The organism is Streptomyces sp. NPDC036822, assembly GCF_055609145.1.
Map to the genome: position 1 here is coordinate 45,548 of NZ_JBVJPY010000010.1, position 14,332 is coordinate 59,879.

Below are 14,332 nucleotides of genomic sequence, written 5' to 3' on the forward strand. Positions count from 1 at the left end.
CCCCTTGGTTCACAACGGTGTCGCGAACCTAGCGGGGGCAACAGACGTACCGCCAGACCCTCTTGACCCTTTCCTCTGTATCAGCACAGGATCCAGCCGGTGGATCCGCTCCGGCCGGCGACGGTCCCCGAGGCGCGGACGCAGCGGTTGAGGGCGTGGACGGTGACGGGGCCCGCCTGGCGGGTGAAGCGGCCGCTGCTGACGGCCGCGCGGCCGCCCCTGGGCTGGAGCGAGACCGACATCGCGCGGCGCGGGCCGGGGCTCTTGGCGACGGTGAGGGCGCACACGTACTGACGGCTCTTGTAGAGGCGCAGCTCGCCGGTGGCGAAGGGGATCGTCTTGGTGGGGCGCCCGCCGCAGAGGGAGAGGGCGGCGGCGGACGCGGTGCCGGGGCCCGCCAGGGCGAGCGCGCCGGCGGTGAGCAGCGTCGCCAGGAGATACGCGAGCAGCCTCGTACGGTGTGCTCTGCCTGTCGCCCCACGGAACATGCGCTTCCCCTCCCGCCTCGGTGCCGTACATGCGTACGACGCAGAGGAGGCCTCCGCGGTTGCCTTCCGCGCGCTCAGACCCTCTCGGGCTCCTCCTCGCCGATGAAGGTCCGCCACAGCGCCGCGTACCGGCCGCCCAAGGCCAGCAGCTCGTCGTGGGTGCCGTCCTCCGCGACCCGGCCGCCGTCCATGACGATCACGCGGTCCGCGCGGGCGGCGGTGGTGAGGCGGTGGGCGACGACCAGGGTCGTGCGGCGGCCCGCGAGGCGGTCGGTGGCCTGGTTGACCTGGGCCTCGGTCGCCAGGTCGAGCGCGGCCGTCGCCTCGTCGAGGAGCAGGACGTCCGGGTCGACGAGCTCCGCGCGGGCCAGTGCGATCAGCTGGCGCTGGCCCGCGGAGAGGTTGCGTCCGCGCTCGGCGACCTCGTGGAGGTAGCCGCCGTCCAGGGTCGCGATCATGTCGTGGGCGCCGACCGCGCGGGCGGCCGCCTCGACCTCGGCGTCGGTCGCGTCGGGGCGGCCGTACGCGATGGCGTCGCGGACGGTCCCCGGGAAGAGGTACGCCTCCTGCGGCACGACGCCGAGCCGGTGGCGGTAGGCGGTGAGGTCCAGGTCCCGCAGGTCGGTGCCGTCGGCCGTGACCCGGCCGCCCGTCGGGTCGTAGAACCGCGCGACCAGCTTGACCAGCGTCGACTTGCCCGCGCCCGTCTCGCCGACGAAGGCGACCGTCTGACCGGCCGGGATGCGCAGGTCGATCCCGGTGAGGGCGGCCTCTTCCTTGCCGTAGGCGAAGGAGACGTCCTCGAAGGCGATCTCTCCGCGCAGCGACGGCACGTCCCGGGGACGGTCGGCGGCGGCGGTCGACGTCGGCTCCTGGAGGAGTTCCTGCATCCGCTTCAGCGAGACGGCGGCCTGCTGGTAGCCGTCGAAGACCTGCGACAGCTGCTGTACGGGGGCGAAGAAGAGGTCGATGTAGAGGAGGTACGCGACGAGCGCGCCGGTGGTAAGGGAGCCGGCCTCGATGCGGTTCGCGCCGACGATCATGACGGCCGCGGCGGCGACGGAGGACAGCAGGGTGACGAAGGGGAAGTAGATCGAGATCAGCCACTGTCCGCGGACGCGGGCCTCGCGGTAGGAGTCGCTGCGCTCCGCGAACCGGGCCGCTCCCGCGCCCTCGCGCCGGAACGCCTGGACGATCCGCAGCCCGGAGACCGACTCCTGGAGGTCGGCGTTGACGACGCTGATCCGGTCACGGGCCAGTTCGTAGGCCTTCACGCTGGAGCGGCGGAAGAAGTACGTGCCGACGGCGAGGACGGGCAGCGTCGCGAAGACGACGAGGGCGAGCTGGAGGTCGAGGAAGAGCAGCGCGACCATGATGCCGAAGAAGGTCACCACGGAGACGAAGGCGGTGACCAGGCCCGTCTGGAGGAACGTGGACAGGGCGTCCACGTCCGTCGTCATCCGGGTCATGATCCGGCCGGTCAGCTCGCGCTCGTAGTAGTCGAGGCCGAGCCGCTGGAGCTGGGCGAAGATCTTCAGGCGCAGGGCGTAGAGCACCCGCTCGCCGGTGCGGCCGGTCATCCGGATCTCGGCGGTCTGCGCGATCCACTGCACGAGCACCGTGAGCAGGGCGAGCGCCGAGGCGGCCCAGACGGCGCCCAGGGCGAGCCGGTTGACGCCGTCGTCGATGCCGTGGCGGATCAGGACGGGCAGGAGCAGGCCCATGCCGGCGTCGACGGCGACCAGGCCGAGGCTGATGAGGAGCGGGACGCCGAAGCCGCGCAGCAGACGGCGCAGGCCGTAGGTGGCCTCGGGGGTGACGGCGGAGGCCTCGTCGATGTCGGGGGCGTCGGTGGCGGGCGGCAGCGCCTCGACGGCGGCCAGGAGTTCCGGGGTGGCTCCCGCCTGGGCGTCGGTGCGGCCCGCCGGCCCCGCGGAATCCTCCGGGCCGGCCTCGTCCCGTACCCACAGGGCGGGGGTGATCCCGCGTTCGGCGTCGAACTCGGCGTCGAGCTCGGCCCGCAGCGAGCGGTCCTCGGGCAGGTCGACGGGGGTGGTGTGGCCCGGCGAGACACCGCCCAGTTCGTCGGGGTCCGTCAGGAGCTTGCGGTAGAGGGCCGACCGTCGCTCCAGCTCCTCGTGGGTGCCGATGTCGGAGAGCCGGCCGTCGTCGAGGACGGCGATCCGGTCGGCGAGGCCGAGGGTGGAGCGGCGGTGCGCGATCAGGAGGGTGGTGCGGCCGGCCATCACGGAGGCGAGGGCCTCGTGGATCTCGTGCTCCACGCGGGCGTCGACGGCGGAGGTGGCGTCGTCCAGGAGGAGGAGCCGGGGGTCGGTGAGGATCGCCCGGGCGAGCGCGATCCGCTGGCGCTGACCGCCGGAGAGGGTGAGGCCGTGCTCGCCGACCGTGGTGTCGTAGCCCTCGGGAAGGTCGGCGATGAAACGGTCCGCCTGGGCGGCCCGGGCGGCGGCCTCGATCTGCTCCTGGGTGGCGTCGGGGTGGCCGTAGGCGATGTTGGCGCGGACGGTGTCGGAGAAGAGGAAGCTGTCTTCCGGTACGAGTCCGATGGCGGCGCGCAGCGAGTCGAGGGTGAGCTCGCGGACGTCGTGCCCGCCGACGAGGACGGCGCCGTGGCTCACGTCGTAGAAGCGGGGCAGCAGGAGCGAGACGGTGGACTTGCCGCTGCCGGAGGCGCCCACGACGGCGACGGTCTCGCCGGAGCGGATCTCCAGGGAGAAGCCGTCGAGGACGGGACGGCCGTCCTCGTAGGCGAAGCGCACGTCGTCGAACTCGACGGTGGCGTCGGCGTCGGCCGGCAGCTCCTTCGTGCCGTCCTGGATCACCGGCTCGGTGTCGATCAGCTCCAGGACGCGGTCGACGCCCGCGCGGGCCTGCTGGCCGACGGTGAGGACCATGGCGAGCATGCGGACGGGCCCGACCAGGGAGGCGAGGTAGGCGGAGAAGGCGACGAAGGTGCCGAGGGTGATCTGGCCGCGGGTGGCGAGCCAGCCGCCGAGCGCGAGGACGGCGACCTGGCCGAGGGCGGGAACGGCCTGGAGGGCCGGGGTGTAGCGGGAGTTCAGCCGGATGGTCCGCATCCGGCCCGCGAAGAGCCGGCGGCTCGCGGCCCGGATCTTGCCGGTCTCCTGGTCCTCCTGCCCGAACCCCTTGACGACCCGGACGCCGGTGACGGCCCCGTCGACGACTCCCGCGACGGCGGCGGCCTGCGACTGGGCGTACCAGGTGGCCGGGTGCAGACAGGTGCGGCTGCGCTTGGCGATGTACCAGAGGGCGGGGGCGACGGCGAGGGCGACCAGGGTGAGCGGGAGCGACAGCCAGGCCATGACGACCAGGGAGATCAGGAAGAGCAGGATGTTCCCGATGGTCATCGGGAGCATGAAGAGCAGGCCCTGGATGAGCTGGAGGTCGCTGGTGGCGCGTCCGACGACCTGACCGGTGGACAGCTCGTCCTGCCGACGTCCGTCGAGCCGGGTGATGGTGCCGAACATCTCGGTACGCAGGTCGTGCTGGACGTCGAGGGCGAGCCGGCCGCCGTAGTAGCGGCGGACGTAGGTCAGGGCGTAGACGACGACGGCGGCGCCGATGAGGAGACCGGTCCAGACGGTGAGGGACCGGGTGCCCGCTCCGATGACGTCGTCGATGATCACCTTGGTGATGAGCGGGACGAGGGCGAGGAGGGCCATCCCCAGGAGGGAGGACCCGAGCGCGAGCACCACGTTCGTCCGGTACCGCCACGCGTAGCCGGCCAGCCTGCGCGCCCACCCCTGTTGTTCCTGCCCAGCCGCGGCCACGTGGTGCCTCCCGTCGTCCTGCTCTACCGGAAGGCCCAACGCGGCTGAGGTGCGATTTCATCCCGCCGTTACAAAACCGGGGGCAGGACGGGCCGATGGTCCCGGGGCGGGTGGGCCGGAGGACTTAGGCCGTCCCCGGCGGGGCCACCCATCGGGTCGGCTGGCCGGTGACGCGGGCGACGGTCTCGAAGTCCTTGTCGTAGTGGAGGAGCGTGAGACCGGAGAGCTCGGCGGTCGCGGCGACCAGGAGGTCGACGGGGCCGGCACTGCGATGCTCGCCCCGGTCGGTGAGCATCTGCTGGACGCGGCGGGCGCGTGAGTAGACGCCGTCGGGCACGGCGGTCCAGTTGAAGAGCATGCCCAGCAGCCCCTCCTTGGCGAGCCGGTCGTCAGCGGACCGGGCCGAGTAGAGGATCTCCAGCTCGGTGATGTCACACATGGCGAGGACACCTTCGGTGGTGAAGTTCCGCCACTCGTCCTGCACGTGCTTCCTGGCGATGATCCGCACGGCGGCGGAGGTGTCGACCAGATACGTCACCGTACTCATCGGCGGTAGTCGGCCTTGTCCATGAGGATGTCGAAGTCGCCTCGGTCGGCCATCTCCGTGAGCTGCTCCAGCGCCCGCAGCCGCTCATGCCGCCTCGCCACCTCGCGCAGCGCGGCGTTGACCGTGTCCTTCTTCGTCTTCGTGCCCAGTATTTCCGCCGCCTCCGCGAGAGCCAGGTCATCGACTTCCACGTACAGGTTCGACATGACACATCCTCCCTATGCACTGGACACGAGAAGCATATGCCGCCCAGGTCAGACCGGCAAACGACGTCCCCTCACAGGTGCGTCGGTTCGAACATGCGCAGGAGGGCCGGGAGGACCACGACCGACGGGCCCGGGGTGGCGAGGGCCTTCGCGAGGTCGGTGGTCAGGGTCTCCGGGGTGGTGCGCGCCGCCGGGACGCCGAAGGACTCCGCGAGGGCGACGAAGTCGGGGCGGGCCAGTTCGGTCGCCGTGGCCTCGCCGAAGGTGTCGGTCATGTACTCGCGGAGGATGCCGTAGCCGCCGTCGTCGACGATCAGCCAGGTGACGTCCCAGCCGTACTGCTTCGCCGTCGCCAGCTCGGCGAGGGAGTACATGGCGCCGCCGTCGCCCGAGACGGCGAGGACCGGCCGGGTGGGGTCGGCCGCCGCCGCGCCGAGGGCGGCGGGGAAGGCGTAGCCCAGGCCGCCGGCGCCCTGGGCGGAGTGCATCGTGTTGGGGTGGCGGGCGTCGAAGGCGGACCAGGCCCAGTAGGCGAGGATCGTCATGTCCCAGAAGCTGGGGGACATAGCGGGAAGGGCCTCGCGGACCGAGGCGACGATCCGCTGCTCCAGTCCGAGGTCCTGGGCGGCGATCCGCTCCCGCACCTTGGCCAGAACGGCCTCGACCCGCTCGGGGGCGGTCGGGTCCCGGCGTACCTCCGTCGTCTCCAGGAGGGCCTGGAGGGCGAGGCGGGCGTCGGCGTGGATGCCGAGCGCCGGATGGTTGGACTCCAGCTTCCCGGCGTCGGCCTCGATCTGGATGATCCGGCCGCGCGGGGCGAAGGTGTGGTAGTTCGAGGACAGCTCACCGAGGCCGGACCCGACCACCAGCAGGACGTCGGCGTCCTCCAGGAAGTCGGTGGTGTGCCGGTCCTCCAGCCAGGACTGGAGGGAGAGCGGGTGCTCCCACGGGAAGGCGCCCTTGCCGCCGAAGGTGGTGACGACGGGCGCGTCGAGTCGCTCCGCGAGCGCCCGGAGCTTGCCGGACGCGTCGGAGCGGACGACTCCGCCGCCCGCGATGATCGCGGGCCGGGCCGCCCTGGACAGCAGGTCAGCCGCCACCGCCGTCAGTTCGGGGCGCGGGACGACGTCCTCGGGGGTCGCGTCCATCGCGGTCACCACGGGGAGCGTGGTCTCGGCCAGGAGGACGTCCTGCGGGATCTCCACCCACACGGGTCCGTGCGGGGCGGTCAGCGCCGACTCCCATGCGGCCGCGATCGCCGACGGGATCTGCGACTGCGTACGGACGGTGTGGACGGACTTCACGACGTCCCGGAAGGACGCCCGCTGGTCGCGCAGCTCGTGCAGATAGCCGTGGCGCCCGCCGCCGAGGCCGGCCACCGGGACCTGGCTGCAGAGGGCGAGGACGGGGGCCGAGGCCGCGGCGGCCTCCTGGAGCGCGGCGAGCGACATCAGCGCGCCCGGGCCGGTGGAGAGCAGCAGCGGGGCCGCCTCGCCGGTCATCCGGCCGTACGCGTCGGCGGCGAAGCCGGCGTTGTTCTCGGCCCGCAGCCCGACGTAGGTGAGGGAGGAGCGGCGCAGGGCGTCGAACATGCCGAGCGCGTGCTGTCCGGGCAGACCGAAGACGGTGGTCGCGCCCAGGCCCGAGAGACTCTCGACGACGAGGTCGCCGCCGTTGCGCCCCTTCGGGGGGTTGAGCGCGGCCTCGGTCTGCGCGGCGGTGGGACGCAGCACCAGATCGTGGTCGTGGGTCATGGGTCTTCCCCTCGGGGTGGCTGGGGCGCGGTGCGGATCACCGTACGGCGCGGGCTCGGTGCGGATCACCGTACGGCGCGGGCGGTGACCCGGCGCGGCCCCGCCCGCCTGCCGGACGCGCGTGGCGCGGGGCGGGGCGGGTTGGCCTGCGGCGGGCCGGGCGGGGGGCGGCCTCGGCGGGTCACCGCCCGGTCCCGGCCGGTGGCGGGCCCGTCCCGCCCCGGCCGGGGCCCGGGGGCTACTGGGCGGTGCGGCTCGCGGCGATCTGCCGGGACATGATCGTCGTCAGCTCGTACGCGGTGTGCGAGGCGGCGACGGCGGTGATCTCGGCGTGGTCGTAGGCCGGGGCGACCTCGACGACGTCGGCGGAGACGAGGTTGCACGAGGACAGGCCGCGCAGGATCTCCAGGAGCTCGCGGGAGGTCATGCCGCCCGCCTCGGGGGTGCCGGTGCCGGGTGCGTGCGCCGGGTCGAGGCAGTCGATGTCGATGGAGATGTACAGCGGGCGGTCGCCGATGCGCTGGCGGAGCTGGTCGGCGACCTCGTCGGCGCCACGGCGGTAGATGTCGGCCGAGGTGACGATGCCGAAGCCCATCTTCTCGTCGTCGGTGAGGTCCTGCTTGCCGTAGAGGGGGCCGCGCGTGCCGACGTGGGAGAGCGCCTCGGTGTCGAGGATGCCCTCCTCGACGGCGCGGCGGAACGGGGTGCCGTGGGTGTACTCGGCACCGAAGTAGGTGTCCCACGTGTCGAGGTGGGCGTCGAAGTGGAGCAGGGCGACGGGGCCGTGCTTCTTGGCGACGGAACGCAGCAGCGGCAGCGCGACGGTGTGGTCGCCGCCCAGCGTCATCATCCGGGCGCCGGTGGCGAGGAGGTCGTCGGCGGCGGCCTCGATGGTCTCGACGGCCTCGTTGATGTTGAACGGGTTGGCCGCGATGTCACCGGCGTCGGCGACCTGGGCGAGGGCGAACGGCGAGGCGTCCTGCGCCGGGTTGTACGGACGGAGCAGGCGGGACGCCTCGCGGATCGCGTTGCCGCCGAAGCGGGCGCCGGGGCGGTAGGAGACGCCGCTGTCGAAGGGGATGCCGACCACGGCGACGTCGGTGGTGCCGACCTCGTCGAGCCGCGGCAGCCGGGCGAACGTCGCGGGACCGGCGTACCGCGGGACGCGGGACGAGTCGGTCGGGCCGCGGAAGGCGTTCTGGTCGCTGCTGCTCATGGTCGGGTCCTCCTGGGTGTGTCGGGTGTGTCGGGCGTACCGGACGGATCGCGTCCGGTGGCTCGGGGCACGGGCGCTCGGTGGTGGTCGCCGGCTCCCGGCCGCGGGCCGCGGCCCGGGGCGGACCCGGGTACGTCCGCCCGTACCCGCCGCCCCTGGACGGGACGACAGTAGGTGGCCGGAAGACCACACTGAAGTGTACGTTTCCTCCATCTCAGACCCCCTGGATGTACGAAGGGTCCATCGCCATGCCCGCCGCCATGCCCGCGCAGGAGCCCACGCCCACACCCCCCGCACCGCCGGTCCCGCTGACCGCGCTGCTCGGCCGCCGGGACCTCGGGCTGCGGCTGCTCGCCGGACCGGAGGACGTCCACGTCCACTGGGTGCACACCTCGGAGATGGCCGACCCCTTCCCCTACCTCCTCGGCGGTGAGCTGCTGATGACGGCGGGCGTGCAGCTCGCCGACCCGGCGCACTTCGTCGAGCGGGTGGTGGAGGCGGGGGCGGCGGCGCTCGGCTTCGGCGTCACCCCGGTCTTCGACACCGTCCCGGCGGCGCTCGTCGCGGCGTGCGAGCGGTTCGGGCTGCCGCTCCTGGAGGTGCCGCCGGGCACGCCGTTCACGGCGGTGGCCCGGGCGGTCTGGCGGCTGATGGCGGAGGCACGCCACCAGGAGCTGCGGCGGGTGACCGAGGCGCAGCAGTCACTGGCGACGGCGGCGGCCCGGCAGGCGCCCGTCCCGGCGGTGCTCGGCGCGCTGGCGTCCCGCCTCGGCGGACGGGCGGCGCTCTTCGCGGCGGACGGTACGGAGTACGCGGCGGCGGGGCGCGCGATCCCGCCGGAGGCGGCCGGCGCGCTGCGGGAACTGGCGGGGGTGGTGGGCCCGCGCCCGGGCGGGCCGGCTTCGGCGAGCGGCGACGGGGGCGGGCTCCGGCTCGCCGCGTACGCGCTGGGCGGCGGCGAGGGACTGGTCCTGGGAGTGGCGACCGGGCGGAGGGAGACGGCGGACCACACGATCGCCGGGGTGGCGGTCGTCCTGCTGTCCCTGCTGACCGCCCCGCACCGGGGCGCCGACGCCTCGGCCCGTGACGCGGCCCTGGTCCGCCTGCTGCTCGGCGCGACCCCGGCCGAGGCGGCGTCCGCGCTGGGCCCCGGTCCGTGGACCGTGGTCCACGCCCGCGGCGGCGACGGCACGCCGTTCGCGGCGGCGGCACTGGGGGCGGCCCTGGGAGCGACGCTGGTGGACGCGGGCGAGGCCACCGCTCCGGGGACGGGGGCGGCGGCGCCTGCGGGCGCGGGCTCGACAGAAGCGCGGGCGGATGGGCGCGAGGCGGCCGTAACGGAGGCCCGGGTGCGCGGAGCCGCCGACACGGTGCGAGCCGCGAGTGGTGCCACCGGCACGGGGTCGGGGCGGGCCCGGCCGGACGGCACCCCCGTGACCGTCCGGCTCCTGCTCCCGGCCTCCTCCCCCGTCACCGCTCAGCCCGGCTGGTTCCTCGGGGCCGGCCTCCCCGTCGACGCGGGCGATCTCGCCGTCGGCGACGCGCAGGCCGCGCGGGCGCTGCGGAGGGCGGAGGCCACGCGGACAGGGCTCGTGCGGCACCGCGCGACCGGGCTCGGCGGGCTCGTGAACGGCGACGAGGCGGCGGCGTACGCGCGGTCGCTCCTGGCACCGCTGGCCGAGCCGCTCGTCGGGACCCTGCGGACCTGGCTCTCGCTGCACGGCAGCTGGGACCGGACGGCGGTGGCGATGGGCATCCACCGCAACACCGTCCGCCAGCGCGTCGCCCGCTGCGCGTCGCTCCTCGGCCGGGACCTGGACGACGCCGACGTACGCATGGAGCTGTGGTTCGCGCTCAAGACGGTGTAGTCCGGAGCCGGATCCACAATCGGCGGCTAGGCGATGTCGCCCATCCCCATGCGCCGCCCGAGTTCGTCGAGCTCGGCGAGGCCGTCTCCCCCAACCGCCACCGGGTCCGCCCCGCCCGGCATCGGCTCGGCCACACCCCTCCGCACGGTCCACGGCCGGCCGCGCGGAATCCCGGCGGCATGCCGCCCCCTCTGCGCCACCGGAAGGGGCACGACAGCGGCGCGTGCGGATTCGGGCCGCGCCGCTGCGGAGCTGTGGTCAGCCCTTGGAGGAGCCCCCGGGTCAGTGGAGCTTGTTGACGGCGGTCTTCGTCGTCGTGCGGAAGGCGGTCAGCGGGGCGTCCTCGAAGTCACCCATCTGACCCCAGCGGACGAGGGTGACGGTGCGGCCGTCGCGGCCGACGGAGAAGAGGTGGATGTCGGTGATGCCGATCTGCGGGTCGGCGGTGTCCAGGCTGTAGACCCAGGCGCCCTCCTCGACGGCGAGCTTGCCGTGCGAGGCGCTGACGGCGTTCAGGCCCGGGTTCTGCTGCTCGAGCAGGGGCCCGCAGCCGGCGAGGGCCTTGCGGAGGGTGTCGACCAGCTTCACGGCGTCGGCCTCGGTGCGGGCGACGGTGGTGATCTGGACGCCGTTGGTGTCGAGCTCGGTGCTGAACTCGCGGTAGCGGGTGTTCTGCGCCGGGATCTTGTACGGGGCGCAGAGGGCGCCGCCGTTCTCCGGGATGCCGGTGAAGACCTGGGAGGCGGTCCACGGCGTCGACGACGGCGGCATCTGGGAGGCGGCGAGGAAGGCGGGCTGGGCAGCGGCCTGCGCCGGGGCCGTGGCGAGGGCCGCGAGGCCCAGGGCGGCAGCGGCGGCGGCGGCGAGTGCGGCACGGAACTTGTTCATGGTGGTGGATCCCCCGTCGGGTCGTTCGGTCAGTGCTCCACCAGCGTCGGGCCGGCGCCCGCCGCCTGCAACGGTGACGCGCCCACCATCCGTCCCGGAACCATTCCACCCCCGCTGACGTGCAAGGACGTGAAGGCTGGGACGCAGGGTCGAGGGGGATGGAATGCCGAAGGACGCCGCCGTCGAGGAGTTCGCGCGGCTCGTGCGCGCGCTGAAGGCGCGGGACGGGAGGAGTTACGAGGCGCTGGGCCGGCGCCTGAGCGTCAGCGCGTCCACCCTCCACCGCTACTGCTCGGGCGCGACCGTCCCGGAGGAGTTCGCCGTGGTCGACCGCCTCGCCCTGCTGAGCGGGGCGGACGAGGAGGAGCGGCGGGCCCTGGAGGTGGCCTGGAGCCGCGCTGAGCGCACCCGTCGCCCTCCTGTGCCGGAGCCCGGCGCGGAGCCCGTGCCCGGCCCGGAACCGAAGCCGACGCCGGAGCCCGATCCGGAACCGAAGCCTGCGCCGGAGCCCGATCCGGCCCCGGAGCCTGCCTCCGAACCCGACGCCGAACCCGAACCCGAATCCGAACCGGAGACCGAGCTGGACCCCGTGCACGCGCGCGTGCCGGGCCCCCCGTCCCAGCGGCCAAGGCGCCGGTGGGGGTGGTTGGGCCTGGTCGGCGGGGTGCTGGCGGTCGTGGTGACGGTGACGCTCGGAGCCGTACTCCTGCCCGGGAAGACCCGGGAGCGGGCCGCCGAACCACCGGCGCCGCTGACGTGGACGGTCGCCTCGCACATCTACGAGGACGGGTGTGCGCACACGTACCTCGTGGAGCGGACGCCCCCTCCCCCGCCGGGGTCGGCCGACGCGCGGAGCTGGGCGGCGGCGCAGGGGGCCGTGGACGGCGGGGAGACGCTGGTGCGGGTGTCGGTGCAGGGGAAGGGCGCGGCGGCGGTGGTGCTCCAGGCGCTGCACGTGCGGGTGGTGGAGCGGGGCTCGCCGCTGCCGTGGACCGCGTACCGGATGGGCGGCGGGTGCGGCGGGGCGGTGACGCCGCGCCGTTTCGAGGTGGACCTGGACCGGCCGCGGCCGGTGGCGCGGGCGCTGGACGGGTACGACGCCTCCGGTCAGGAGGGCCGGACGCTCCCGGCGGTCTCCTTCCCGTACGCGGTCAGCGCCGCCGAGCCGGAGGAGCTGCTGGTCTCGGCGGGGGCGGTGGGGTGCGACTGCCGCTGGTACCTGGAGCTGGAGTGGAGCTCGGAGGGGCGCCGGGGCACGGTCCGGATCGGGGACGAGGACGGCGCCCCCTTCCGCACGAGCGGGGTGCGGGGCCGCCCGGTGTGGGAGTACGACCCCGTCGGCCTCCGCTGGGTCCGCGGCGAGGTGCCCGGGGAGTGAGCGGACGTGATCTGGGCAACCCTGAGCGCCCCAGATCTGGACAGCGGCGCGAACCCACCGGTAACTTGACTGAGCAAGCGCTTAGGCATATCGCGTCAGGCATCCAGGCCCAGGCATCCAGGACTCCGAAGGAGGCGGCTCGTGCGCCGTACCGTATTCAACGAGGACCACGAGGCGTTCCGGGACACCATCCGCGCCTTCATCGAGGCCGAGGTCGTCCCCGTCTACGACGAGTGGTTCGCCGCGGGCCAGGCGCCGCGCGACTTCTACTACAAGCTCGGCGAGCTGGGCGTCTTCGGCATCAACGTCCCCGAGGAGTTCGGCGGCGCGGGCCTGGACACGCACAAGTTCGAGGCCGTCCTCTACGAGGAGACCTCCCGCGCGGGCGTGAACTTCGGCGGTTCCGGCGTGCACGTGCTGCTCGCCCTGCCGTACATCAAGATGCTCGCCTCCGACGAGCAGAAGAAGCGCTACCTCCCGAAGTTCGTCTCCGGCGAGGAGATGTGGGCGCTGGCGATGACCGAGCCGGGCACCGGCTCCGACGTCGCGGGCATGAAGACCACCGCCAAGCTCTCCGAGGACGGCACGCACTACGTCCTCAACGGCGCCAAGACCTTCATCACCGGCGGCGTGCACGCCGACCGTGTGATCGTCTGCGCCCGCACCTCCGCCCCGACGGCCGAGGACCGCCGCTTCGGCATCTCCCTCTTCGCCGTGGACACCAAGTCCGAGGGCTACTCCATCGGCCGCAAGCTGGACAAGCTCGGTCTGCGCACCTCCGACACCGCCGAGCTGGCGTTCGTCGACGTGAAGGTGCCGGTCGAGGACCTGCTCGGCGAGGAGAACAAGGGCTTCTACTACCTCGGCCACAACCTCGCCTCCGAGCGCTGGGGCATCGCCTTCGGCGCCTACGCGCAGGCCAAGGCCGCCGTCCGCTTCGCGCAGCAGTACGTGCAGGAGCGCACGGTCTTCGGCAAGCCGGTCGCGCACTTCCAGAACACGAAGTTCGAACTGGCCGCCTGCCAGGCCGAGGTGGACGCCGCCGAGGCCGTCGCCGACCGCGCCCTGGAGGCGCTGGACGCCGGCGAGCTGACGCCGGCCGAGGCCGCCAGCGCCAAGCTGTTCACCACCGAGGTGGCGCACCGCGTCATCGACCGCTGCCTCCAGCTGCACGGCGGCTACGGCTACATGAACGAGTACCCGATCGCCCGTCTGTACGCCGACAACCGCGTCAACCGCATCTACGGCGGTACGAGCGAGATCATGAAGTCGATCATCGCCAAGTCGATGGGCCTGTAAGTGCCCGAGGCTCTGGACGCCCTGCTCGATCTGCTCGACCTCGAGCGGATCGAGCAGGACATCTTCCGGGGACAGTCCCGCTCCGCCGTGGTCCCCCGCGTCTTCGGCGGCCAGGTGGCCGCCCAGGCGCTGGTCGCGGCGGGCCGGACCGTCCCCGAGGACCGGCTGGTCCACTCCCTGCACGCGTACTTCCTGCGCGCCGGGGACCCGGGCGCGCCGATCGTCTACACGGTCGACCGCATCCGTGACGGCCGCTCCTTCACCACCCGGCGCGTCGTCGCCGTCCAGCACGGACAGCCCATCTTCCACTTCTCCGCGTCCTTCCAGACGTACGAGGAAGGGCTGGAGCACCAGTACGACATGCCGGCCGCTCCGGACCCGGAGACCCTGCCGACGGCCGCCGAGACGCTGCCGCGCCACCTCCCCGCCCACGTGGCCGAGCGGCTGATCGAGGCGCGCGCGGCGGTGGACCTGCGCTATGCCGACGTGCCGCCGTGGGGCAGCGTCGGGGAGCCGCGCGAGCCGCGCTCCCAGGTGTGGTTCCGCACCAACGGCAAGCTCGCCGACGACCCCCTGCTGCACGTCTGCCTGGCGACGTACGTCTCCGACATGACGCTGCTCGACTCGGTGCTCCTCGCCCACGGGCGGGGCGGCTGGGCGGTCGGCGACGTGGTGGGCGCGTCGCTGGACCACGCGATGTGGTTCCACCGGCCGTTCCGGGCCGACGAATGGCTGCTGTACGACCAGGAGTCGCCGTCCGCCTCGGGCGGGCGCGGACTGGGCCAGGCGCGGATCTACACGCGGGACGGGCAGCTGGCCATCTCCGTCATCCAGGAGGGTGTCGTTCGCGTTCCGCGCTGATGATCGGACATACCG

At 73.5% G+C, this 14,332-nt stretch carries 11 protein-coding genes; 4 read left to right on the plus strand and 7 right to left on the minus strand.

Translation table 11 applies throughout. From position 1 onward, the window contains the following. Positions 1 to 80: 80 nt before the first annotated feature. From ACZ68P_RS22570 to speB, 6 genes are all read right to left on the minus strand, one after another. A complete protein-coding gene (locus ACZ68P_RS22570; protein ID WP_471008892.1) occupies positions 81 to 488 on the minus strand; it encodes a hypothetical protein in 408 nt (135 codons plus the stop codon). A 74-nt stretch (positions 489 to 562) separates the two neighbouring features. Then, positions 563 to 4,300, minus strand: coding sequence for an ABC transporter ATP-binding protein (locus tag ACZ68P_RS22575; protein WP_471008894.1), 3,738 nt, complete (start codon positions 4,298 to 4,300; stop codon positions 563 to 565). A gap of 124 nt (positions 4,301 to 4,424) precedes the next feature. Continuing rightward, a complete protein-coding gene (locus ACZ68P_RS22580; RefSeq protein ID WP_471008897.1) occupies positions 4,425 to 4,847 on the minus strand; it encodes a PIN domain-containing protein in 423 nt (140 codons plus the stop codon). Further along, positions 4,844 to 5,053 carry a type II toxin-antitoxin system VapB family antitoxin gene (locus ACZ68P_RS22585; RefSeq protein ID WP_471008898.1) on the minus strand — a complete coding sequence of 70 codons (210 nt, stop codon included), beginning with the start codon at positions 5,051 to 5,053 and terminating at the stop codon, positions 4,844 to 4,846. The genes ACZ68P_RS22580 and ACZ68P_RS22585 overlap by 4 nt, the downstream gene beginning before the upstream one ends. A 71-nt stretch (positions 5,054 to 5,124) precedes the next feature. Then, positions 5,125 to 6,807, minus strand: coding sequence for a thiamine pyrophosphate-binding protein (locus ACZ68P_RS22590; RefSeq protein ID WP_471008901.1), 1,683 nt, complete (start codon positions 6,805 to 6,807; stop codon positions 5,125 to 5,127). Between the two features lie 238 nt (positions 6,808 to 7,045). Then, positions 7,046 to 8,023, minus strand: a complete 978-nt coding sequence (gene speB, locus ACZ68P_RS22595; protein ID WP_365721788.1) for an agmatinase — start codon at positions 8,021 to 8,023, stop codon at positions 7,046 to 7,048. Positions 8,024 to 8,250: 227 nt separating this feature from the next. Between speB and ACZ68P_RS22600 the strand changes: the two genes are divergently transcribed. Next, positions 8,251 to 9,891 carry a PucR family transcriptional regulator ligand-binding domain-containing protein gene (locus ACZ68P_RS22600; RefSeq protein ID WP_471008904.1) on the plus strand — a complete coding sequence of 547 codons (1,641 nt, stop codon included), beginning with the start codon at positions 8,251 to 8,253 and terminating at the stop codon, positions 9,889 to 9,891. A 282-nt stretch (positions 9,892 to 10,173) separates the two neighbouring features. Here the strand turns inward: ACZ68P_RS22600 and ACZ68P_RS22605 are convergent, their stop codons facing one another. Continuing rightward, the gene (locus ACZ68P_RS22605) at positions 10,174 to 10,779 is read right to left on the minus strand and encodes a hypothetical protein (RefSeq protein WP_471008905.1); all 606 of its coding nucleotides are present in this window, start codon (positions 10,777 to 10,779) and stop codon (positions 10,174 to 10,176) included. Between the two features lie 163 nt (positions 10,780 to 10,942). Between ACZ68P_RS22605 and ACZ68P_RS22610 the strand changes: the two genes are divergently transcribed. The 3 genes from ACZ68P_RS22610 to tesB all read left to right on the plus strand — a co-directional run bounded on the left by ACZ68P_RS22610 (position 10,943) and on the right by tesB (position 14,317). Further along, positions 10,943 to 12,157 (plus strand): helix-turn-helix domain-containing protein, encoded by a 1,215-nt coding sequence (locus ACZ68P_RS22610; protein ID WP_471008908.1) that lies wholly within the window; start codon positions 10,943 to 10,945, stop codon positions 12,155 to 12,157. A 141-nt stretch (positions 12,158 to 12,298) separates the two neighbouring features. After that, the gene (locus ACZ68P_RS22615; protein WP_471008910.1) at positions 12,299 to 13,456 is read left to right on the plus strand and encodes an acyl-CoA dehydrogenase family protein; all 1,158 of its coding nucleotides are present in this window, start codon (positions 12,299 to 12,301) and stop codon (positions 13,454 to 13,456) included. Further along, on the plus strand, positions 13,457 to 14,317 hold the full coding sequence (gene tesB / locus ACZ68P_RS22620; protein ID WP_471008913.1) for an acyl-CoA thioesterase II: 861 nt from the start codon (positions 13,457 to 13,459) through the stop codon (positions 14,315 to 14,317). Positions 14,318 to 14,332: the final 15 nt, after the last annotated feature.